The sequence below is a fragment of the Micromonospora sp. NPDC050686 genome (assembly GCF_040654475.1).
Lineage (GTDB): Bacteria > Actinomycetota > Actinomycetes > Mycobacteriales > Micromonosporaceae > Micromonospora.
This window is the reverse complement of the sequence record NZ_JBFAID010000040.1, coordinates 1-21,152: the sequence shown is the minus strand read 5'-3', so window position 1 is coordinate 21,152 and position 21,152 is coordinate 1. Positions and strand designations below refer to the sequence as shown.

The window sequence follows — 21,152 nt, the reverse complement described above, 5'->3', positions numbered from 1 at the left end:
GTGGGGGCGGGAGACACCCGCCCCCACCGGCCGAACCAGGGAGGGTCGCGCAGGTGCGACAGGGCCGACTACCGCTGATCATCAGCTTCCTGCTGCCGCCGCTGGCGCTGTACGGCGTCTTCGTGCTCTCGCCGTACCTCCAGGCCTTTCAGATCTCGACCACCGGCTGGCTGGGCTACTCCGCGCAGGCCGACCCGGTCGGCCTGGCCAACTTCCGCACCCTGCTGCACGACGGGTACGTCTGGAACGCGTTGAAGAACAACGCGATCCTGCTGGCCCTGGTACCGGTGCTGACCATCGCCCTCGGCCTCTTCTTCGCCACCATGCTCGCCATGGGCGGACGGAAGGGGCGGGCCGGCGTGCGCGGCGTGCGCGGGACGGCGGTCTACCGGCTGGTCTACTTCTTCCCGCAGGTGCTCTCGGTGGTGATCATCGCGCTGCTCTGGAAGGAGATCTACAACCCGCGCAGCGGCCTGCTCAACGGCGCGCTCGGCGCCCTGGGCCTGCCCACCCCGGCCTGGCTGGGTGACCCCCGGTTCGCCTTCTGGTGTGTGCTCGCGGTGATGGTCTGGAGCAACGTCGGCTTCTACGTGGTGCTCTTCGGCGCCGCCATGCAGGCCATCCCGCGCGACATCTACGAGGCGGTGCTGCTCGACGGCGCGTCCCGCACGGTGATGCTGCGGAAGATCACCATCCCGCTGCTCTGGGACACCGTGCAGGTCGCCTGGATCTATCTGGCCATCGCCGCGCTGGACGGGTTCATCCTGGTGCAGCTGATGACCAACGGTGGCCCGAACTTCTCCTCGGACGTGATCGGCAACCGGATGTACGACACCGCGTTCGGCAGCGAGACCAAGTTCGGGTACGCCTCGGCGATCGGCGTGGTGATGTTCTTCCTGACCCTCTCGGTGGCGGTGCTGGCGCTGCGGGCCGCCCGGCGCGATCGGATCGAGTACTCGTGACCACAGTGGACGAAACCGCCGGCGCGGCGGTCGACGCGCCGGCCCGGACGGCCGACCGGCCACTGCGCCGCGAACTGGGCGTGGCGAACGTCTTCTCGCACGGCTTCCTGCTGCTCTGGGCGGCCATGACGGTGCTGCCGCTGCTCTGGATGGTGGTCAGCTCGCTGAAGACCAACGGCGAGATCCTGGCCGACCCGTGGGCGCTGCCCGAGGCGCTGCGGCTGGAAAACTGGACGCGCGCCTGGACGAAGGCGCACATCGGCCGGTACTTCGTCAACAGCGCGGTGGTGGTGGCCGGCTCGCTGACGCTGACCATGCTCTTCGGCGCGACCGCCGCGTACGTCTTCGCCCGGTACGAGTTCCGCTTCCGGCAGGTGGTCTACTACCTGTTCGTCGGCGGCATGATGTTCCCCGTCTTCCTCGCCCTGGTGCCGCTCTTCTTCGTGGTGCGCAACGCCGGGCTCTTCGGCACCTGGACCGGGCTGATCCTGGTCTACTCGGCGTACTCGCTGCCGTTCACGGTGTTCTTCCTGACCGCGTTCTTCCGGACCCTGCCCACCTCGGTCGCGGAGGCCGCCATGATCGACGGCTGCGGCCACTTCCGGTTGTTCTTCCGGGTGATGCTGCCGATGGCCCGGCCGGGCCTGATCAGTGTCGGGATCTTCAACTTCCTCCACCACTGGAACCAGTTCCTGCTGCCCCAGGTGCTGATGCAGGGCGACGAGTCGAAGTGGGTGCTGGCCCAGGGGTTGAACGCGCTCGCGGTCAACCAGGGCTACGCCGGGGACTACGCCCAGCTCTTCGCCGGGCTGGCCATCGCGACCCTGCCGGTGCTGGTGGTCTACGTGACGTTCCAGCGGCAGATCCAGGCCGGCCTGACCGCCGGCCAGCTGAAGTGAGGTGGGCGGGGGCGCTTGACCGGTAGGAAATATCCTACCTATTGTGGGTGGCATGACCGTCACCCACGTGAAGCTCGTCTCCGTGCCCGTCGCCGACCAGGACCGGGCCCGTGACTTCTACCTCGACGTCCTCGACTTCGACCTGGTCTTCGACAACCCGATGGGGCCCGGCGGCCGCTGGGTACAGGTCGCGCCGAAGGGCAGCGACACCGCGCTGACCCTGGTCACCTGGTTCCCGAGCATGCCACCCGGCTCGCTCAAGGGGCTGGTGCTGGAGACCGACGACCTGGACGCCGACGTGGCCCGGCTGCGCGAGCGGGGCGTCGACCTCGCCGACGGGGGGATCCAGACCGCGCCCTGGGGCCGGTACGCCACCTTCGACGACCCGGACGGCAACGGCATCGTCCTCCAGTCCACCCGGGTCTGACATGGACGTCTTCGCGGCGCTGGCCAGCCCCACCCGCCGGGAGGTGCTCCGGCTGCTGCGGGAACGGGGCGAGCAGCCGGTGCAGCTGCTCGCCGACCACTTCGCCATGCGCCGGCCCAGCCTCTCCGAGCACCTGCGGGTGCTCAAGGACGCCGGCCTGGTGACGGAACGGCCGGCCGGCCGGCAGCGGCTCTACTCGCTACGGCCGGAGCCGCTGCGCGAGGTGGCCGACTGGCTCACCCCGTACGAGCGGTTCTGGCGCGAGCGGATGGCCGGCCTGCGCGAGGTGCTGGACGGGTTGCCGGATGACTGAGCCCACCACCGTCGTCCGAGTCGACGGCTTCCTGCCCCACCCGCCGGCCAAGGTGTGGCGGGCGCTCACCGAGCCCGAGCTGCTCAGCCGGTGGCTGATGTCGACCGACTTCGCGCCGGTGCTCGGTCACCGGTTCACCTTCCGCACCACGCCCCGCCCCGACCAGGGCTTCGACGGGGTGATCCACTGCTCGGTGCTGGAGATCGACCCGCCGTGCCGGCTGCGCTGGTCCTGGCGGGGCGGCCCGCTCGACACCGAGGTCGCCTGGACGCTGGCGGCCGAGGGGCGGGGCACCCGGCTCTTTCTGGAACACTCCGGCTTCGACCCGGACGACCCACTCCAGCAGCGCACCGCCACCCTGCTCGGCGGCGGCTGGCGCTCACACGTCTGGCGCCGCCTGGCCGAGGCGGTACGGTCGCTCGCCCCCTGACCCGCGGTGTCGGGTCGGCGGCGTCGGGTCGGTGTCGTCGGGACCGGCGGCGGGTTGCGTCGGTGGGCGGGGGTGTGGCGGGGTGCGGCGGCGGTCGGGGCGCGCCGGCGGCCGAGGGGTGAGGATGGCCTCTCGGACGCCTACCAACTTGATGTCGTAAACGAATCACCGGGGCGGGCAAAGCGGGCAAAGTCGTCGCTCTGGGTGGCTGCCTGACTCGTCTGTGACATCAAGTTGGTAGGCAGTGACCGGGCCTACCGCCGGTCGCCGGCCAGTGGCGGTCGGGTGAGTTCGGTGCGCACAGCGAGCGGGGCTGCCGCCGGTTGGCGGTCGGTGAGTTCGGCGCGCGCGGCGATCGGGGCCACCGCGTGTGCCGGTCGGCGCCGGTTCGTGTGGCCCGGCACGGCCGGCGGCGGGCCGTCAACCGGGCCGGGCGGCGGGGCCGGGAAGCAGCCGGGCATGTAGGGCGGCCGGATCCGTCACCTCGGGCAGGTCCCGGGCGGCGAGCCAGGCCGCCGCGGCGGCGCCGTCGCCGGCCGGGTGGACCGGCGCGCTCGGCCAGCGGTGGGTCGCCTCGGCGCGTACCGCGGTGGCCAGCGGGGTGTCGGCGGTGAGCAGGCCGCCGCCGAGCACCAGCGGCGCCGTGGAGCCGGCGGGGCGGATCCGGCTCGCCGTCTCGGCGAGGTGCTCGGCCGCCTCGGCGATCAGCGCCACGGCGGCGGGCTCGTCCCGGCGGGCGGCGTCGACCACCAGTGGCGCCAGCCGGGCCAGTTCCACCGGCGGGCGTCGGGTCACCGCCTGGATCGCCGCGTCGACGGTGTGCCGGGGGCGGGCGGCCACCTCGTCGGCGCCGAGCAGTTCGGTGAGCACCCGCCGGTCCAGCGGGCCGGGGGACCCGGCGGCGTCCAGGGTGGCCAGCAGTCGGCGGACCGCCTCCCGGCCCAGCCAGAACCCGGAGCCGGCGTCGCCGAGCAGCCAGCCGTGTCCGTCCGCCACCCGGTCCAGTCGCAGGTCGCGGACCTGGGCGGCGATCGCGCCGGTGCCGGCGATCAACACCGTGCCGTCCGGGGCCGGGGTCCCCGAGGCGTACGCGACGAGGGCGTCGCCGTGCACCGCGTACGGGCAGCGCAGGCCCGCCTCGCGCCAGGCCCGGTCGAAGGCGGCCCGGCCGTCCGGGTCGGCGAGCAGCCGGCCTGCCCCGGCCAGCCCGATGGTGCCCGCGCGGGCCCGGGCGGGATCCACGCTGGTGAGTGCCTCGCGCAGGGCGGCGAGCAGTTCGCCGGCGGCGCGGTCGGCGCCATGGGTGGTCGGGTTGCCGCCGCCGGCCCGGCCGGTGCCGACGCGGGTTCCGTCCAGGGTGAACGCGGCCGCCCGCGTGGACGTACCTCCGATGTCGAGACCGACCACGACGTCGCCGGGCATCGCTGCGGCCTCCCCAAGGTCGACGGTGCGGGCGCATCCATGCTGGTGGGCCGGCCGTCGCGGGGCAAGGCCCGGGCCGCGGCGGGCGGTGCGCGGCAGGTAACGGTTTGAAAACTTCGCCCACACCCTTGACAGGAAGGGCCCCGTAGTAAGAACTTTTACCACTAACAGTTAACACTCTTTCCGAAAGGCTGTCGATGGCCGATCACGAGCTCGACACCGGTGCGGGCACCGCGGTGGTCGACGCCGACACGGCTGATCGGCGGACGGCGGCCGGGGTCGCCGCCGAGGGCGTGCTGGCCCGGGTCCGGGCCGGGACGGAGGAGCTGACCGGCGCGCTGCGCCGGGTCGCCGAGCACGTGCTGAGCGACCCGGAGGCGGCGGCCCGGGCGACCATCGTGGAACTGGCCGAGCGCAGCGGCACGTCGCCGGCCACCATCACCCGGTTCTGCCGGGCGATGGGCTTCGACGGCTACGCCGACCTGCGGCTCGGCATCGCCGCTGAGACCGGCCGGGCCCGCTCCGCCGGGTGGACGGTCGACATCGGACGTGAGATCCAGCCCGGCGACCCGCTGTCCCGGGTGCTCGACCAGATCATGGCCGCCGACACCCGAGCCATGCACGACACCGCCGCCCTGCTCGACCTCACCGAGGTGGAACGGGCCGCGGTCGCCATCGCCGGGGCGTCCCGGGTGAACATCTTCGGCGCCAGCGGCAGCGCTCTGGTCGGCCGGGAGATGCAGTTCAGCCTGCACCGGATCGGGGTGGCCGCGTGGTCGTGGAGCGAGGTGCACGAGGGGCTGGCCAGCGCCGCGCTGCTCGGCACGGGGGATGTCGGGCTCGGCGTCTCGCACACCGGGCAGACCCGGGAGACCATCGAGATGGTCGCCGAGGCCGGCAGCCGGGGCGCCACCACCATCGCCGTCACCGGTTTCCCCCGCTCACCCCTGGCCGAGCTGGCCGATGTCGTGCTGCTCACCGCCAGCCAGGCCACCACCTTCCGGCCGGACGCCCTGTCGGCCCGGCACCCGCAGCTGGTCGTTCTCGACCTGCTCTACATCGCGGTCGCGCAACGCACTCACGACCGCGCCCACGCGGCCTTCCGGCGTACCGCCCAGGCCGTCGACGGGCACAAGGCCGCGAAGGGGGCCACCCCGTGATCGCGGACGCACTCCACCTCGCCCCACCTCACAAGGAGAGATGACATGGCGGACACCAACCCGGCCGACCTGAGCCGCCGGACCCTGCTGCGGCGCGCCGCCGCCGCGGGCCTGCTCGTCACCCCGGCCGCCGGCCTGCTCAGCGCCTGCGCCGGCAGCGAGCCCAGCAAGTCCACCGACACCGGGGGGTCGACGAGCGCGGACAACCCGTTCGGCGTCAAGGACGGCAGCGCCGTCAAGGTGGTGATCTTCAACGGCGGCCTCGGCGACCAGTGGGCCAAGGAGGACCAGACCGTCTTCAAGGCCAAGCACCCGAACGTCACGGTCAACATGAGCTCCACCCAGAAGATCAAGACCGAAGAACAGCCGAAGATGGCCACCCAGCCGAGCGACCTGGTGATGAACTCCGGCGCCGACATGATGGACATCAGCACCCTGGTCAACGAGGGCGCCATCGAGCCGCTGGACGACCTGCTCAAGGCCCCCGCCTGGGAGGGCGAGGGCACGGTGGCCGACACGCTGCTGCCGGGCACCGTCGAGGACGGCACCTTCCAGGACAAGTTCTACGTGGTCAACGTGGCCTTCACGGTCTGGGGCAACTGGTACAACGGCGCCCTGTTCGACAAGGAGGGCTGGCAGCCGCCGAAGACGTTCGACGAGTTCTTCGCCCTCGCGCCGAAGATCAAGGCCAAGGGCATCGCCCCGTACGTGCACGACGCGGTGCACGGCTACTACCCGCGCTGGGCGCTGATGGCGACCATCTGGAAGTCCGCCGGCAAGCAGGTGGTGGTCGACATCGACAACCTGAAGGAGAACGCCTGGAAGGCCGACGGTGTCCTGCCGGCCCTGCAGGTCTGGGAGAAGATGGTCAAGGACAAGCTGCTGCTGCCCGGCAACCTCAACCACACCCAGTCGCAGCAGGCGTGGCTGGACGGCAAGGCGGCCTTCATCCAGGTCGGCACCTGGCTGAAGAACGAGATGGCGGCGACCATCCCGCCGGGCTTCGAGATGAAGCTCTCCGACTACTGGGGTCTGGGCGCGAGCGACAAGGCGCCCGGCGACGTCTTCGCCGGCGCCGGCGAGGGCCTCGTGGTGCCCAGCAAGGCCCCGAACAAGGCGGCGGCCAAGGAGTTCCTGCGCGCGGTGCTCTCCAAGGCCGGCGCGGCCAAGTACGCCGAGCTGACCAAGTCCCTGGCCTCCACCAAGGGCTCGGGCGACAATGTGCAGGACTCGGCGCTGACCACCGCCAACGAGCTGATGAAGAACGCCCCGAAGACCCTGATCAAGACCAAGTTCTGGGACTTCTACGCCGACCTGGACAAGGAGAGCCAGAACCTCTCCGAGGAGCTGATGGCGGGGCGCATCACCGCGCAGCAGTTCGTCGACAAGATGCAGGCGGCCGCCGACAAGGTCGCCAAGGACTCGTCCATCAAGAAGCAGACCCGCACCGCCTGATCCGTACGAGGAAGTGAGTCCCATGCGGCACGGTGTCGCGCGTTTCGTGACGGGGTTCCTGGCCCTGCCCGTCGCGCTGTACCTCTTCTACGTGGTGTGGCCCTTCGCCCAGGCGGCCGGCTACTCGCTGACCGACTGGGGAGGGTACTCCGACCGGCAGAACTTCGTCGGGCTGGACAACTACGTCCGGCTGCTCTCCGACGAGCTGATCCGGAAGGCGTTCTGGCACAACGTGTTCTTCCTGGTCACCGTGCCGCTGTTCACCATCGCGCTGGCCCTGTTCCTCGCGTTCCTGCTCAACGTGGGCGGACGCGAGGACAGGGCGGGCATCCGCGGGGTGTTCGGCTCCGGCGTCTACAAAATCATTTTCTTCTTCCCGCAGGTGCTGTCGCTGGTGGTCATCGCCGTGATGTGGCAGCAGATCTACCGCTCCGACAACCAGGGCCTGATCAACGGCCTGCTCATCAAGATCGGGCTGGTCGACGCGGACAACCCGATCGCCTTCACCGCCGACCCGGAGCCGTTCCTGGGCGTGCCGGCGGTGCTGTGGTGGCTGCTGCTGATCGCGGTGTGGAGCGGGGCGGGCTTCTACATGGTGCTCTTCTCGGCGGCCATGCAGTCCATCCCGAAGGACATCTACGAGGCGGCCATCCTCGACGGGGCCAGCCGGGTGCACACCTTCTTCCGGATCACCCTGCCGCTGCTGCGCGACACCATCTCGGTGGCCTGGGTCTACCTGGGGTTCATCGCGCTGGACATGTACGCCCTGGTCTTCGTCATGACACCCAGCCAGGGCGGTCCCGACCACGCCAGCGAGATCTTCGCCTCGGTGCTGAACTTCACCGCGTTCCAGAAGGGCCAGTTCGGCTACGCCTGCGCGATGGGCGTGGCGCTGGCGATCTTCACGATCCTGCTCGCCGCGGCGCAGCTGAGGATCACCCGCCGTGAGCGGATCGAGTTCTGAGGAGGCCTGGACGATGAGCACCACGACCCATCCCCGTACCGATCAGGCCCCACCGCCCGCCGGCCGGGACTCCGACGGCGCCGCCCGGACCCCCGGCGCCGGCCTGGGCGGACGCGTCTTCAACGGCTTCTCCCACCTGTTCCTGCTGGTGTGGGCGGTCATGGTGATCTACCCGCTGGTCTGGGTGGTGATGTCGGCGCTCAAGAGCGACTCGGAGGTGATCCGCAAGCCGCTGTCGTTGATCCCCGACAAGCTGCACTTCGACAACTTCGGCCGGGCCTGGGGGGAGGGGCACCTCGGGGCGTTCTTCCTGAACACCGTTCTGGTGCTGGCCGGCAGCGTCACCCTCACCATGCTGCTCGGCTCGATGGCCGCCTACGTGCTGGCCCGGTACGACTTCCCGGGCAACCGGGCGATCTACTACATGTTCCTGACCGGCCTGACCCTGCCGATCTACCTGGCGGCGGTGCCCCTGTTCAAGGGCGTCTACAACATGGGCGTGGTCTTCCCGCTGCTCGGGCCGAACAAGCACCTGATGCTGATCGTGGTCTACGTGGCCTGGTCGCTGTCGTTCACGATCTTCTTCATGCACTCGTTCTTCCGGACGCTGCCCGACTCGATCGCCGAGGCGGCCCTGGTCGACGGGGCCTCGCACAGCCGGCTGTTCTTCAGCGTGATGCTGCCGATGGCCAAGCCCGGCCTGATCAGCATCGGCATCTTCAACGTGCTCGGCCAGTGGAACCAGTGGTACCTGCCGACGCTGCTCATGCAGTCGGTGGCGGGGGAGCCGAAGCACCAGGTGATCTCGCAGGGGCTGATCGAGCTGTCGGTCAACCAGGGCTACAAGTCGGACTGGTCGGGGCTCTTCGCCGGGGTGACCATGGCGATGCTGCCGGTGCTGATCGTCTACATCGTGTTCCAGCGGCAGGTGCAGTCGGGCCTGACGGCGGGCGTGGGGAAGTAGCGGGCGCACCCGTGCGGTGGCGACCCGTCTCGCGGGTCGCCACCGGTGACCCGGCAGTCGATCAGGAATCAAGAAGCCCAGGTCACCGGGCTGCTACTAGCCTGATCGTCATGAACCTCACCATTCACACCACCGCCCTCCCGCACGTCGACCCGGACGCCTCGCTGGCCTTCTACCGGGACGTCCTCGGCTTCGAGGTGCGCAACGACGTCGGCCAGGGCCGGATGCGCTGGATCACCGTCGGCCCCGCCGGCCAGCCCGACACGTCGATCCTGCTGGCGCCGCCGGCCGTCGACCCCGGGATCACCGACGACGAGCGCCGCATCATCGCCGAGATGATGGCCAAGGGCACCTACGGCTGGATCCTGCTGGCCACGCCGGACCTGGACGGCACCTTCGAGAAGGTACGGGCCGGCGACGCCGAGGTCGTCCAGGAGCCGACCGAGCAGCCGTACGGCATCCGCGACTGCGCCTTCCGCGACCCCGCCGGCAACCTGATCCGTATCCAGGAGCTGCGTTGAGCGGCGGCTGACGGACGTAGGGAGCTGATCATGTGCCACCCCTCCTGGGGTCGCGCCCGCAGCGCGGCCCGGCACCTGGACGACCTCGCCCGGCTGCGCCGGGTGCGGGACCGCATCGACCGGGAGTACGCGCAGCCGCTGGACGTCGAGGCGCTGGCCCGTGGCGCACACGTGTCCGCCGGGCACCTCAGCCGCCAGTTCCGGCTGGCGTACGGCGAGTCGCCGTACGCGTACCTGATGACGCGGCGCATCGAGCGGGCGATGGCGTTGCTGCGCCGGGGCGACCTGAGCGTGACCGAGGTGTGTTTCGCGGTGGGCTGCGCGTCGCTGGGCACCTTCAGTACCCGCTTCACCGAGCTGGTCGGGATGTCGCCCAGCGCCTACCGCCGGGAGGCGGTCCGCGCCACCGCGGGGATGCCGTCGTGCGTGGCGAAACAGGTCACCAGGCCGCTGCGGAAGCAGGAGGCACGGGTGGCCGAGCCGCAGCCGGCGTGACCACGTACGCCGCGACGAGTTTCGACGAGATGAACGGGGGAGACATGAGGGACGCGCCGCCGCGAGGCATTGCGGAGAGGCTGCGGGACACCCGCGCCAGACTGGAGAACGACGTCGATCTCTGGGTCGCCACGTCGGGCCCCCGGGGCGGCGTCCACCTCGTGCCGCTGTCGTACCTCTGGGACGGGACGGCGTTGCTCGTCTCGACGCCGCGTGACTCGGTCACCGGCCGCAACCTGCGGGCCGACGGCCGGGTGCGGCTCGGTCTCGGGCCGACCCGCGACGTCGTCATGATCGACGGCATCGCCGAGGCGCTGGGCCCCGCCGACCTCACCCCGTCGATGCGGGAGGCGTTCGCCGCCAAGACCGGGTTCGACCCGGCCGGGCTCGCCGAGTCCTATCAATATTTCCTGATTCGGCCCCGGCGCATCCAGGCCTGGCGGGAGGCGAACGAGCTGCCCGGCCGCGACCTGATGCGCGACGGCCGCTGGCTCGGCTGATCGCGTACGCGCAAGGGGCTGGCCCGCCCGGGCGGGCGGTACGGCTCGGGCGGGATTCCGCCGTGCGCCGGTCGGGGCGGGGCCGGCCCTTCCGTTCCGGGCCGGGTGGTGTGGCCGTGCCGGCGGCATTTTCATGTTAATATGACTAACATGAACCGGCGAGAGTACCGCCAGGGTGCGCGGGCCGTCACGGCCCGGCTCACCGGCGAGCGCATCATCGATGCGCTGGTCTCGCTCTTCCTCGAACAGCCACTGAGCGAGATTCGGCTCGCCGACGTCGCGCAGCGTGCCGGGGTGACGGTGCAGACCGTGATCCGCCGGTTCGACAACAAGAACGGCCTCGTCGCCGCCGCGGTCGAACGGGTCAGCGCCGAGATCGCCACGACGCGCGCCACCGTGCCGCCCGGCGATGTGGGCGCGGCCGTGGCGAACCTGGTCGAGCACTACGAAAAGGCGGGCGACCTGTCGCTCAAGCTCCTGGCGGAGGAACCGTTCGACCCGTCCGGGCGCTCGATCGCCGACATCGGGCGGGAGGTGCACCGCAGGTGGTGCGAGACCGCGTTCGCGTCCGCGCTGGACCGGTTGACCGGCTCGACCCGGCAGCGGCGGCTGGCCCAGCTCGTCGCGATCTGTGATGTCTCCACCTGGAAACTGCTGCGCCGGGACGCGGGCCTGAGCCGAGGCCAGACTGAGCTGGCGCTCACCGAGATGCTCGCCCCCCTCACCGAGGAGACCTGATGGCAACGGTGCTCGCCTACACCTCACCCGCGAAGGGACACCTGTTCCCCGCCGCGGCCCTGCTCCTCGAACTTCGTCGCCGTGGACACAGGATCGTGCTGCGCACCCTCGCCTCCGAGGTGGAGACGATGCGCCGGCTCGGCTTCGACGCGGCGCCGATCGATCCTCGCGTCCCGGCGATCGTGGAGCCCACCCGACTGCCGCGGGGGACCGTCGCCGCGCTGCGGGCCGGGATCGGCGTCTTCGCCCAACGCGCCCCGCACGAGGCCGCCGACCTGCGCCAGGCCATCGCGGAGCACCAGCCGGACGTCGTCCTCGTCGACGTGAACTCCTGGGGTGGCCTCGCCGAGGCCGAACGCTGGGCCGCGGCGACCGGCGGCCTGTTCGTCGAGTTCTCCCCCTACACGCCGGCGATCCCGTCCCGGGACGCGCCCCCGTTCGGCCCCGGACTGCCACCGGCCCGCGGCCCGCTCGGTCGACTGCGCGACCTGGCGTTGCGGCCGCTGGTCTTCGGCACCCTGGAGCGGGCCGTGCTCCCGATGCTCAACAAGGTGCGTCGCGACCTCGGCCTCAGCGACCTCGCCGACGCCCGGGACATGTTCACCCGGGCCCAGTTGATGCTGGTCACCACGGCCGAGCCGTTCGAATATCCGCGCCGCGACTGGCCCGAGCAGACCGTCCTGGTCGGGCCGTGCGAGTGGGAGCCGCCCGTCGCGGAGCCGAGCTGGCTGGCCGACCTCACCGACCCCGTGGTGCTCGTCACCACCTCGTCCGAGGCCCAGGACGACGGCCGCCTCGTGCAGGTCGCCCTGGACGCCCTCGCCGATGAGCCCGTCCAGGTGGTGGCGACCCTACCGGCCGGCATCCGGGACTCGTACCGGATCCCGGCCAACGCCCACGTCGAGGAGTTCGTCCCGCACTCCGCCGTCCTGACCCGCAGCGTGGTCGCGGTCACCCATGGCGGCATGGGGGCGACCCAGAAGGCCCTCGCCCGCGGCGTGCCGGTGTGCGTCGTGCCCTTCGGACGCGACCAGCACGAGGTCGCCCAGCGGGTCCGGGCCAGCGGCGCCGGCACCAGCGTCAAGCCCGCCCGGCTCACCCCCGAACGGCTCCGGTCGGCCATCCTCCAGGCCCGCGACTGTGCCGACGGCGCCCACCGCATCCGGGACGCCTTCCACGCCTCCGGCGGACCCCAGGCCGCCGCCGACGCCATCGAGAAGCGCGGAGCGCAGGGTCGATGAGGTGACCGGATTGGTAGCCGTGGGTGGCGACCGTCGACGGCTATCGGCGGTCGGCGAGGACCTGGTCGACGGTGCGCCGACCGATCCGGCCGACCAGCGATCCGGCGCAGGCGTGGGCGCACATCAGCCCGAAGCCGAGCGCCCGGCCCCGGGCCCGCCGCCAGGTCGCCTCGTCGGTGCCGGACGCGGCGCGGAAGTGCTCGCGGGCCGGCGGGGAGAGCACCGTCCAGGCCACGACCACGTCGACGGCCGGGTCACCGACGCCGAGCAGGCCGAAGTCGAGGACGGCGCTCAACCGGCCGCCGACGACGAGCAGGTTCGCCGGATGCAGGTCCCCGTGGGTCCACCCGCCCGCGCCGGACCACGGCGGTGCGGCGAGGGCCGACTCCCACACCGCCGTCAGGGCCGCCGGCTCCGAGTCGGTTGTGGCCGCGATCGCCGTGCGGACGGCGGCGTCCCGTTCGGCGAGGGGCCGGCCGCGCAGGTGGCTGGGCGGGCCGCCTTGGGGGTCGACGGCCCGGAGCGCGGCGAGGAACCGGGCGAGCTCGTCGGCGGTCCGGGCCTCGTCGCGTACGGGCTCGAGCGCCGCGACCGCTCCGGGTAGCCACCGGGTAACGGCCCAGTGCCACGGGTACTCCGCCGACGGCACGCCCCGGCCCACGGGCTCCGGCACCGGCAGCGGCAGGTGCGGCGCCAGCACCGGCAGCCACCGGATCTCGGCGTCCAGGTGCCGGGCGCCGAGTTCGCGGCGGGGGAGCCGTACGCCGAGGTCGGCGCCGAGCCGGAAGATACTGTTGTCCCGGCCGTCCGCGTCGACCGGCCGGACCGGCAGGTCGGCCCACTCCGGGAACTGGGCGGCCAGCAGCCGGCGCACCAGCGACACGTCCACGTGCCGGTCGTCCTGCCCGGGTTGCGTCACGACGTACCTCATTCCATGGATGCCCCCGACCACCATGATCGGACCTGCCGGCCCTCCCGGCCCGCCCGTTGGGACGGGCCGGGAGGGCGGGCGTCACACCAGGTCGACGCGCTCGCTCTCGACCGGGTACCCGGCGCGGGCGAAGGTCGCCGCCATCGGCTTGTTGGGCTGGTCCGTGGCCGCCACGATCCGGTCCGCGCCCTCCGCGACGAGCATGTGGGTGGCCTCGACGAGCAGGTCGTAGGCGTACCCGTGGCCGCGCTGCGCGGGCAGGACGCCGATGAACGCCACGATGGGATCGGCCAGGTTGCGGCTCGGCACGGTGAGCCCGACGAGCTCTCCGTCGGGGGCGAAGGCGAGCCGCCACCAGTCGCGCGGGCCCGGCAGCCAGCGCAGGAGGTCCAGGTCCTCCTGGGCCGCCGCCTCGGGGCCGTGCCGGTCGGCCGCGTGCCGGAAGTGGGCGTCCAGGCTGCCCTCGCCGATCCGACGCAGCAGGTCCAGGATCACTGTGTCGTCGGGTTCGGGTCGGAACTCGAGCCGGCCGGGCCGTTCCGGCAGACCCTGGTCGGGCGTCCAGCGGTAACGGTACCGATGGACCAGCACCCGCATCCCGGCGGCGACGGCGGCGTCGATGCGGGCCTGCGCCTGGGCACGGACCGTCTCGTCCTCCCGCCAGCCCGCCGGCAGCGCGATCGAGTACTCGGTGCGGAACGGCGCGGTGCGCAGCAGTTCGACGGCCGCCTCGGCGTCGGTGAAGTCGAACCAGTTCAGGGCGAGCGGGGCCGGGTCGTCCGGCCCGGCCCACCAGGCGGCCCGGGCGACGACGACGCCGTCGCGCAGGGCGACCCAGGACCATTCGGGGCGGTAGTGGCCCTCGGCGTACGTCTCGCCGAAGATCGCCCGGCCGACGAGGCCCGGGTCGGGCAGGGAGTCGAAGAGGTGTTCCTCACCCGCGACGAGCGGGCGGATGACCAGATCGGTCATGGGGTTCCTTCCGGGGAAAGCTCTGTGCTCCCGGTTCAGTAACCCGGTGTCCTCTCGGCCGGGTGGGAGCACATGACGGTCGTGCGGGTCATGGCGCTCACCTCCTTGCCGGTCGTGATCGAGGACGCGCCGGAACAGTAGCAACGGTCGCGGCACTCGGTCGAGCCGGTATGCCGGTCGTTAAGGTGGTCCGGTGAATCCGGTTGCGGTGCAGCGCATCGAGGCGGGCGTCGTCGCGGCCCTCGCCGTCGTGGTGACCGTCGCCGTCGGCTACCCGTGGTGGTGGCTGCTGGTTCTCTTCCTCGCCTTCGACCTCTCCATGCTCGGCTACCTGCGCGGTCCCCGGGCCGGCGCGTTCTGCTACAACCTCGGGCACTCCTACGCGCTGCCGGCGCTGGTCGGCGCGGTGGCGGTGATCGCGGCGGCGCTCGGCGACCCGATCGACTGGCTCGGCGTCCTCGCCGTCGCGTGGTTCTTCCACATCGCCGTCGACCGCGCGCTCGGCTACGGGCTGAAGGCCAGCGAGGGGTTCGAGCACACCCACCTCGGCCGGATCGGCAAGGCGTCACGCGGCCACTCCCGCCGCTGAGGCAGGGCAAGGGTCGGGCAGCCCGACGAGCAGCCGAAAATGCGCCTCGAGCGCCTCGTGCGGGGCCGGTAGGTTCTGGCCGTGACAATGGATTCGTTGCGGGCGGCTCTCGAAAGGGCATTGCCGACTCGGTCGACGGATAACGCGGCGCCGGACAACCCTCACCTGCTGCCACTGCTTGCCCTGGCCCGCCTGCGCCGGCGGGCGGAACGCCTGGCGGCAGGCCAGCCCCCGTCCTGCTGACCTGCCTCCACGCCTGGCCGGGTCAGCCGTTGCGGGGCTCCCAGCGGAACCACTGCCGGGCCGCCAGCAGCCCGAGCACCAGCCAGCCGACCAGTACGCCGACCGCCGGCAGCGCCGCCACGACGCTGGCCGCGAGGTCCAGCCCGTTGCCCTGGTCGTCCTGGCCCAGCCAGCCCACGCGGAGCAGTTCGGTGAACGGCCCCGTCGGCAGGAACCACAGGATCCGGTCCAGCGCCGGTGGCAGGGTGTCCAGCGGCAGCAGCGCGCCCGGCGCGGCCAGGAAGACCACCATGGAGGGCAGGGTGGTCAGCATGGCCGCTTCGGAGCTGCGGGTGACGGCGGACAGCGCCGCGGAGTACGCGGCCATCACCGCGGCGCCCAGCAGCAGCGCCACCAGCATGATCAGCGGGTTGACCGGTACGGGTAGGTCGAGCACCACGACGGCGTAGAGGACCAGCGCGAGGGCCTGCCCCAGGAAGGTCAGCAGGGTGCCGCTGGCCGTGCCGAGCAGGATGGTGCGGTCCGCGGGCAGGCCGGTGCGCAGCCGCTTGAGCACCATCTCCTGCCGGCGTGCCGCGTACACGGTGGTCAGGTGGTGGTGCACCACGAAGGTCAGCAGCACGGCGCTGACGGTGGCGACCCGGCGGACGCCGGGGACCGGCTGGCCGCCGTACCCGCTGGTGAGCAGGATGGCCACCAGCAGCGGGGTGACCACGGACATCCCGGTGGCGGTCCAGTTGTGCCGCAGCACCAGCAGTTCCATCCGCAGCAGGGCCAGGATCTGCCAGGTCGGTCGGGTCGCCCGGTCGCGGGCCGCGGTGGCCGGGCCGGTCGTCGTCGTACGGCTCATCGGGCGGTCTCCCGTTCCTGCTGCGGCACGCGCGGCTGCTGGTCGGCGGCGAGGTCGAGGAAGACGTCCTCGAGGGTGGCGGGGCGGGCGGAGAGCCCGGCCAGTCGGATCTGGCGGGCGGCGGCCCAGCTCAGCAGCCGGGCCAGGTCGCCCTGGAGGTCCCGGGTCTGGTAGCTGACCCGGTCGCCTCGCACCGACCGGGTGGCGTGCGGCAGGTCGGGCGGGGCCGGCTCGGCCGGTAGCCGGAAGGTGATCCGGGCGGGCAGGGCGGCCACCACGTCCTCGGGGGTGCCGGTGGCGACGACGTGCCCGCCGCGCAGCACCGCGACCCGGTCGGCGAGCACCTCCGCCTCCTCCAGGTAGTGGGTGGTGAGCAGGACGGTGGTGCCGGCCCGCTGGAGTTCGCGGACGATGTCCCAGGTGCGGCGTCGGGAGGCCGGGTCCATGCCAGTGGTCGGCTCGTCGAGGAAGAGCACCTCGGGCCGGCCGAGCACCGCCAGCGCCAGTTCCAGTCGCCGGCCCTCGCCGCCGGAGAGTTGGTCCACCGCTACCGTCTCCCGGTCGGCGAGTTCGACCAGCTCCAGCACCTCGCGGGCGGGGCGTGGCCGTACGGTGAGACGGCGCCAGACCTCGACGGTCTCCCGTACGGTCAGCGAGCCGGTGAACCCGCCGTGCTGGAGCATCACCCCGGTCCGCCGGCGCAGGGTGGTCCGGTCGCGCACCGGGTCCAGCCCGAGCACCCGGACCCGGCCGGCGGTCGCCGTCTGGAGCCCTTCCAGCACTTCGATGGTGGTGGTCTTGCCGGCGCCGTTGGTGCCGAGCAGGGCGAACAGCTCGCCCCGGTGGATCCGCAGTGACACCCCGCGGACGGCTTCGAACTTTCCGTAGCTGTGCCGCAGGCCAGCCACGTCGATCACGACGTCTTCCATGCCCCTGACGATGCGGGCGGAGTTGTCACCGGGCCCACCCCCGCGATGTCATCTCCTGACCATGAGGAATCCATGGCCGACCCGGGTGCCGCCGCCGCGTTGGCCGGATCTCGGGTGACAACGGATCCTCCGGCGGTGCATCCTCCGGGCATGGAGATCGGCTCGTCGGGTCGGCCCGAGGTGGTGCTGCTGTGCGGGGTGGCCGGTTCGGGCAAGACCACCTACGCGAAGGCCCTTGAGGCCGAGGGGTATGTCCGGCTCAGCGTCGACGAGGAGATCTGGCGCCGGTTCGGCCGGTACGGCGTCGACTATCCGCCGCAGCGGTACGAGCAGCACACCCGGGTCGCCAGGCAGGCGGTGGATCAGCGGCTGCGCGCGCTGCTGGCGGACGGCCGGGACGTGGTGCTCGACTCCAGCCTGTGGCAACGGGCCCGGCGCGACGAGGTGAAGGAACTGGTCGAGCGGGCCGGGGCGCGGTGGCGGCTGGTTCACCTCGACGCCGACCCGGCGCTGTTGCGGCGGCGGCTCGGCGTCCGGGCCGGCCGGTTCGACGCCAACGCCGCCTTTCCGGTGACCGGGGAGCTGCTCGACCACTACCTCGACGCCTTCGAACGGCCCGAGGGTGAGGGCGAGGAGGTCGTCGTGGTGGTGGACGACCGGCCAGCGGTCCCGCTGTCCGTAACGCCGCGGGCTCGGCTGCCGCGTGGAAGACTGCTGCGGGTGACCACTGCACTCGTCCTCGCCGGTGGTGGCGTCGCCGGGATCGCCTGGGAGCTCGGTGTCCTGCGCGGACTCGCCGACGCCGAGCCCGCCCTGGCCGGCCGCATCCTCGCCGCCGACCTGGTCGTCGGCACGTCGGCCGGCGCCTCCGTCGCGGCCCAGATCACCAGCGGCACCCCGCTCGACGACCTGTACGCCGCCCAGCTGAGTTCGGAGACCGCCGAGGTGGCGGTCGAAGTCGACACCGAGCAGCTCCTCGCCCGGCTCGGTGAGGCGGTGGCCGGCGCGTCGACGCCGGAGGAGTCCCGCCGCCGGGTCGGCGCGGTGGCGTCGGCCGCGGAGACGGTCGATCCGGCGGTGCGCCTCGCCGCGGTCGACGCGCGGCTGCCGGTGAAGCAGTGGCCGGACCGCAGTCTCGTGCTGGCGGCGGTGGACGTCGAGACCGGCGACCGGGTCGCCTTCACCCGCGACTCGGGGGTTTCCCTGCTCGACGCCGTCGCCGCGAGCGCCGCCGTGCCCGGCGTCTGGCCGCCGGTCACCATCGACGGCCACCGGTACATGGACGGGGGTGCCTGGTCGACGGCGAACGCCGACCTGGCCGTCGGGGCGGAGCACGTGCTGGTGGTGCGGCCTGCCCTGGAGGGTGCGCCGGACCTGTGGGGCGACCTCGCCGAGGAGATCGAGACGCTGGCGCCGGCGAAGGTGCACGTGATCAGCGCGGACCAGGCGTCGGTGGCGGCGTTCGGCGCCAACGCGCTGTCGCCCGCCACCCGCCCGGCGTCGGCCCGTGCCGGTCGCGCGGTGGGCGCGGCGCACGCCGCCCGGGTGGCCGCGCTCTGGCCGGTGACCCGCCCGGCCTGAGCCGCTGTCAGGTCCGCCCCGGTGGCTGCGGCGACGTTGTCGCACCGGCGAGGCAGAATCACGTTCGTGCTGGTGGCGGTGGAGGCGGACGACCGGGGCGGGGGAGTGCTGCAACCCCTCGACCCGGCCGGGGCGCCGTGCGGCCCGGCCGAGCCGGTCGCCGACCTGGCCGCCGCGGTGGCCGCCCGGGAGGCCGCCGCCCATCCGCGCTGGGTCTGGGCCACCGGCGCGACGAGCTATCCGCCGCTGCTGCGCGCCGGCGTACGCCTGGACCGCTGTCACGACGTGGAGCTGACGGAGTCGTTGCTGCTGGGCCACGCCGGCCGGTGGGGTGAGCCGCGGTCGTTCGCCGCGGCGTGGGCGCGGCTCACCGGCGCCGCGGTGCCGGCGGATCCGCCGCCCCGGCCGGCCGAGCCGCCCGGGCACGCCCAGGTCGCGCTCTTCGACACCCCGGCCGGGCCGCCGGGCCCGGGCATCGCGGCGTTGACCCGGGTGTACGCCGATCAGCTCGCCCGTGTCGCCGCGACCGAGCACCCCGGCCGGTTCCGGTTGCTGGTCGCCGCCGAGTCGGCCGGTGCGCTGGTCGCGGCCGAGATGGGCGCGGCCGGCCTGCCGTGGCGGGTCGACGTGCACGAGGCGGTCCTGGCCGAGTTGCTCGGTGAGGCGTCCCCGGTCGGCGGGCCGCCGCGCCGGTTGGCCGAGCTGTCGGCCCGGATCGCCGACCTGCTCGGCGTGCCGGGGCTGCATGCCGACTCCCCGGCCGAGTTGATCAAGGCGTTCGCCCGGGCCGGGGTGGAGCTGCCGAACACCCGGGCGTGGGTGCTGCGCGGGGTGGACCATCCGGCGGTGCCGCTGGTGCTGGAATACAAGGAGCTCTACCGGATCTGGACGGCGCACGGCTGGGCGTGGCTCGACGCCTGGGTCTCCGGCGGCCGGTTCCACCCGGAGTACGTGCCGGGTGGCGTGGTTTCCGGCCGGTGGGCCACCCGGGGCGGCGGCGCGTTGCAGATCCCGAAGGTGATCCGGCGGGCGGCGGTGGCCGACCCGGGTTGGCGGTTCGTGGTGGCCGACGCGGGCCAGCTCGAACCGCGGGTGCTCGCCGCGGTCTCCGGCGACGAGCGGCTGGCCGCCGCGGGTGGCGCCGGCGACCTGTATGCCGCGCTGGCCCGGGACGCGTTCGGCGGTGACCGGGCGCGGGCCAAGGTGGCCCTGCTGGGCGCGATGTACGGGCAGACGGGCGGGGCGGCGTTGCCGGCGCTGGCGGTGTTGAAGCGCAGCTACCCGACCGCCTTCGGCTATGTGGAGGCGGCGGCCCGCACCGGCGAGGCGGGTGGGCTGGTCCGGTCCTGGTTGGGGCGCACCTGCCCGCCGTCGTCGGCTGGGTTCGGCGACGGGCTGCCGGGGCTGGATCCGGAGCCGGCGGCCGATCCGCAGAGTCCGCGGGCGCGGGCGGCGCGCTCCCGTGGCCGGTTCACCCGCAACTTCGTCATCCAGGCCACCGCCGCGGAGTGGGCGTCGACGCTGCTGGCGATGGTGCGTACGGAGTTGGTCGGCACCGGCGCCGAGTTGGTCTTCTTCCAGCACGACGAGGTGGTGGTGCACTGCCCGGCGGAGCGGGCGGACGCGGTGGCCGAGGTGGTGACGCGCTGCGGCGAGCGGGCCACGGCGCTGCTGTTCGGGGACACGCCGGTCCGGTTTCCGCTGGATCTGTCCGTCGTGGATCATTACGCCGACGCCACCTGATCGGCATTATTTCCGTTTTGCCCCGCTACCCCGGCAGGCGGGTGGTCGTTGGTCCCGGTGTGCGTACGAAGGGACGGACCAGACGACAGCGTGCCCGGTCCGCCCCCACGGTCGAGGGGGCGCAGCTGAACCGGATCGCAGCAATGATCATCGCAGCGGGTGGCGGACGCCGGATCGGTGGACCCGAGGCGCTGCTGCACCAGGGCGAGAAGCCGCTGGTGAACCGGATGATTGACACGATGACCGAGGCGGGCTGCGCACAGATCGTGGTCGTGCTGGGTGCCGCCGCGGACCGGGTCCGCCAGACGGCCGACCTGACCGGGGCCACCGTCGTGGTCAACCGCGCCTGGGGCACCGGGGTCGGCTCGTCGATCCGCGCCGGGCTGGCCGCGCTCACCGACGACGACGTCGAGGCGGTCGTGGTGGTGCCGGTGGACATGCCGGGCCTGACCGCCGCCGCGGTACGCCGGGTCGCCGCGCTGCCCTACCCGGACGTGCTGGTCTGCGCCACCTACAACGGGTTGCGCGGCTACCCGATGCTCTTCGGTCGCCGGCACTGGTCCGGCATCGCCACGCTGGCCAGCGCCGACGTCGGCGCCCGGCCGTACCTGCTGGCGCACAAGGACCAGATCGTCGACATCGCCTGCGACTCGGTGGCCGACGGCAGCCGGGTGGACAGCCCGGAGCTGATGCTGCTCTACGGCCTGACCGTTCCCGAGCAGCGCGTCGGCGCCTAGACGAGTAGTTCCGATGTCAGGGGTCGATGTCTGGGCATGAAGAGAGGGTGTCGATGATCATGTTGTGACGCAAGACCTCGACACCC

23 protein-coding genes are annotated in these 21,152 nt (G+C 72.6%); 18 read left to right on the top strand and 5 right to left on the bottom strand.

From position 1 onward, the window contains the following. Positions 1-53: 53 nt before the first annotated feature. The 5 genes from AB0H57_RS22885 (at position 54) to AB0H57_RS22865 (ending at position 3,031) form a co-directional block, all read left to right on the top strand. Positions 54-962: a sugar ABC transporter permease gene (locus AB0H57_RS22885; RefSeq protein WP_357509559.1), complete on the top strand. Its 909-nt coding sequence runs from the start codon at positions 54-56 to the stop codon at positions 960-962. Positions 963-1,087: 125 nt separating this feature from the next. Further along, complete coding sequence (locus AB0H57_RS22880) at positions 1,088-1,861, top strand: carbohydrate ABC transporter permease (protein ID WP_357509644.1); 774 nt, start codon at positions 1,088-1,090, stop codon at positions 1,859-1,861. Positions 1,862-1,913: 52 nt separating this feature from the next. Then, positions 1,914-2,288 (top strand): VOC family protein, encoded by a 375-nt coding sequence (locus tag AB0H57_RS22875; RefSeq protein ID WP_357509557.1) that lies wholly within the window; start codon positions 1,914-1,916, stop codon positions 2,286-2,288. A 1-nt stretch (position 2,289) separates the two neighbouring features. After that, on the top strand, positions 2,290-2,601 hold the full coding sequence (locus tag AB0H57_RS22870) for a metalloregulator ArsR/SmtB family transcription factor (RefSeq protein ID WP_357509555.1): 312 nt from the start codon (positions 2,290-2,292) through the stop codon (positions 2,599-2,601). After that, the gene (locus AB0H57_RS22865) at positions 2,594-3,031 is read left to right on the top strand and encodes an SRPBCC domain-containing protein (protein WP_357509553.1); all 438 of its coding nucleotides are present in this window, start codon (positions 2,594-2,596) and stop codon (positions 3,029-3,031) included. Before AB0H57_RS22870 ends, AB0H57_RS22865 begins: the two co-directional genes overlap by 8 nt. Before the next feature lie 420 nt (positions 3,032-3,451). Here AB0H57_RS22865 and AB0H57_RS22860 read toward each other — a convergent pair whose 3' ends face one another. Continuing rightward, positions 3,452-4,453 (bottom strand): BadF/BadG/BcrA/BcrD ATPase family protein, encoded by a 1,002-nt coding sequence (locus AB0H57_RS22860; RefSeq protein WP_357509551.1) that lies wholly within the window; start codon positions 4,451-4,453, stop codon positions 3,452-3,454. Between the two features lie 197 nt (positions 4,454-4,650). Between AB0H57_RS22860 and AB0H57_RS22855 the strand changes: the two genes are divergently transcribed. The 9 genes from AB0H57_RS22855 (at position 4,651) to AB0H57_RS22815 (ending at position 12,491) form a co-directional block, all read left to right on the top strand. Then, positions 4,651-5,613: a MurR/RpiR family transcriptional regulator gene (locus AB0H57_RS22855; protein ID WP_357509549.1), complete on the top strand. Its 963-nt coding sequence runs from the start codon at positions 4,651-4,653 to the stop codon at positions 5,611-5,613. 45 nt (positions 5,614-5,658) lie between these two features. Further along, entirely contained in the window at positions 5,659-7,068 is a 1,410-nt protein-coding gene (gene ngcE / locus AB0H57_RS22850; RefSeq protein WP_357509547.1) for an N-acetylglucosamine/diacetylchitobiose ABC transporter substrate-binding protein, read from the top strand. Positions 7,069-7,090: 22 nt separating this feature from the next. Further along, the gene (locus AB0H57_RS22845) at positions 7,091-8,032 is read left to right on the top strand and encodes a sugar ABC transporter permease (RefSeq protein WP_357509545.1); all 942 of its coding nucleotides are present in this window, start codon (positions 7,091-7,093) and stop codon (positions 8,030-8,032) included. 160 nt (positions 8,033-8,192) lie between these two features. Continuing rightward, positions 8,193-8,996 carry a carbohydrate ABC transporter permease gene (locus AB0H57_RS22840; protein ID WP_357509642.1) on the top strand — a complete coding sequence of 268 codons (804 nt, stop codon included), beginning with the start codon at positions 8,193-8,195 and terminating at the stop codon, positions 8,994-8,996. A gap of 110 nt (positions 8,997-9,106) precedes the next feature. Next, the gene (locus AB0H57_RS22835; RefSeq protein ID WP_357509543.1) at positions 9,107-9,517 is read left to right on the top strand and encodes a VOC family protein; all 411 of its coding nucleotides are present in this window, start codon (positions 9,107-9,109) and stop codon (positions 9,515-9,517) included. Positions 9,518-9,547: 30 nt separating this feature from the next. Then, on the top strand, positions 9,548-10,012 hold the full coding sequence (locus tag AB0H57_RS22830; protein ID WP_357509541.1) for a helix-turn-helix transcriptional regulator: 465 nt from the start codon (positions 9,548-9,550) through the stop codon (positions 10,010-10,012). Further along, on the top strand, positions 10,009-10,512 hold the full coding sequence (locus AB0H57_RS22825; protein ID WP_357509540.1) for a pyridoxamine 5'-phosphate oxidase family protein: 504 nt from the start codon (positions 10,009-10,011) through the stop codon (positions 10,510-10,512). The genes AB0H57_RS22830 and AB0H57_RS22825 overlap by 4 nt, the downstream gene beginning before the upstream one ends. 150 nt (positions 10,513-10,662) lie before the next feature. Beyond that, positions 10,663-11,250, top strand: coding sequence for a TetR/AcrR family transcriptional regulator (locus AB0H57_RS22820; RefSeq protein ID WP_357509538.1), 588 nt, complete (start codon positions 10,663-10,665; stop codon positions 11,248-11,250). Next, positions 11,250-12,491, top strand: coding sequence for a nucleotide disphospho-sugar-binding domain-containing protein (locus AB0H57_RS22815; RefSeq protein WP_357509536.1), 1,242 nt, complete (start codon positions 11,250-11,252; stop codon positions 12,489-12,491). The genes AB0H57_RS22820 and AB0H57_RS22815 overlap by 1 nt, the downstream gene beginning before the upstream one ends. A 40-nt stretch (positions 12,492-12,531) precedes the next feature. Here the strand turns inward: AB0H57_RS22815 and AB0H57_RS22810 are convergent, their stop codons facing one another. Next, positions 12,532-13,410, bottom strand: coding sequence for an aminoglycoside phosphotransferase family protein (locus AB0H57_RS22810; RefSeq protein ID WP_357509534.1), 879 nt, complete (start codon positions 13,408-13,410; stop codon positions 12,532-12,534). Positions 13,411-13,503: 93 nt separating this feature from the next. Continuing rightward, positions 13,504-14,394 (bottom strand): GNAT family N-acetyltransferase, encoded by an 891-nt coding sequence (locus AB0H57_RS22805; RefSeq protein WP_357509532.1) that lies wholly within the window; start codon positions 14,392-14,394, stop codon positions 13,504-13,506. A gap of 193 nt (positions 14,395-14,587) precedes the next feature. Between AB0H57_RS22805 and AB0H57_RS22800 the strand changes: the two genes are divergently transcribed. Continuing rightward, positions 14,588-14,983, top strand: coding sequence for a DUF4260 domain-containing protein (locus AB0H57_RS22800; protein ID WP_357509531.1), 396 nt, complete (start codon positions 14,588-14,590; stop codon positions 14,981-14,983). Between the two features lie 265 nt (positions 14,984-15,248). On the opposite strand, the gene AB0H57_RS22795 is transcribed toward AB0H57_RS22800, so the two are convergent. Continuing rightward, positions 15,249-16,076 (bottom strand): ABC transporter permease, encoded by an 828-nt coding sequence (locus tag AB0H57_RS22795; RefSeq protein ID WP_357509529.1) that lies wholly within the window; start codon positions 16,074-16,076, stop codon positions 15,249-15,251. Next, on the bottom strand, positions 16,073-17,005 hold the full coding sequence (locus tag AB0H57_RS22790; RefSeq protein ID WP_357509527.1) for an ABC transporter ATP-binding protein: 933 nt from the start codon (positions 17,003-17,005) through the stop codon (positions 16,073-16,075). Before AB0H57_RS22790 ends, AB0H57_RS22795 begins: the two co-directional genes overlap by 4 nt. Before the next feature lie 150 nt (positions 17,006-17,155). Between AB0H57_RS22790 and AB0H57_RS22785 the strand changes: the two genes are divergently transcribed. The 3 genes from AB0H57_RS22785 to AB0H57_RS22775 all read left to right on the top strand — a co-directional run bounded on the left by AB0H57_RS22785 (position 17,156) and on the right by AB0H57_RS22775 (position 21,066). Next, the gene (locus tag AB0H57_RS22785) at positions 17,156-18,586 is read left to right on the top strand and encodes an AAA family ATPase (RefSeq protein WP_357509525.1); all 1,431 of its coding nucleotides are present in this window, start codon (positions 17,156-17,158) and stop codon (positions 18,584-18,586) included. A gap of 36 nt (positions 18,587-18,622) precedes the next feature. After that, positions 18,623-20,329: a bifunctional 3'-5' exonuclease/DNA polymerase gene (locus AB0H57_RS22780; RefSeq protein ID WP_357509640.1), complete on the top strand. Its 1,707-nt coding sequence runs from the start codon at positions 18,623-18,625 to the stop codon at positions 20,327-20,329. A 143-nt stretch (positions 20,330-20,472) separates the two neighbouring features. Further along, positions 20,473-21,066 (top strand): NTP transferase domain-containing protein, encoded by a 594-nt coding sequence (locus AB0H57_RS22775; RefSeq protein ID WP_357509523.1) that lies wholly within the window; start codon positions 20,473-20,475, stop codon positions 21,064-21,066. The last annotated feature ends 86 nt before the right edge of the window (positions 21,067-21,152 follow it).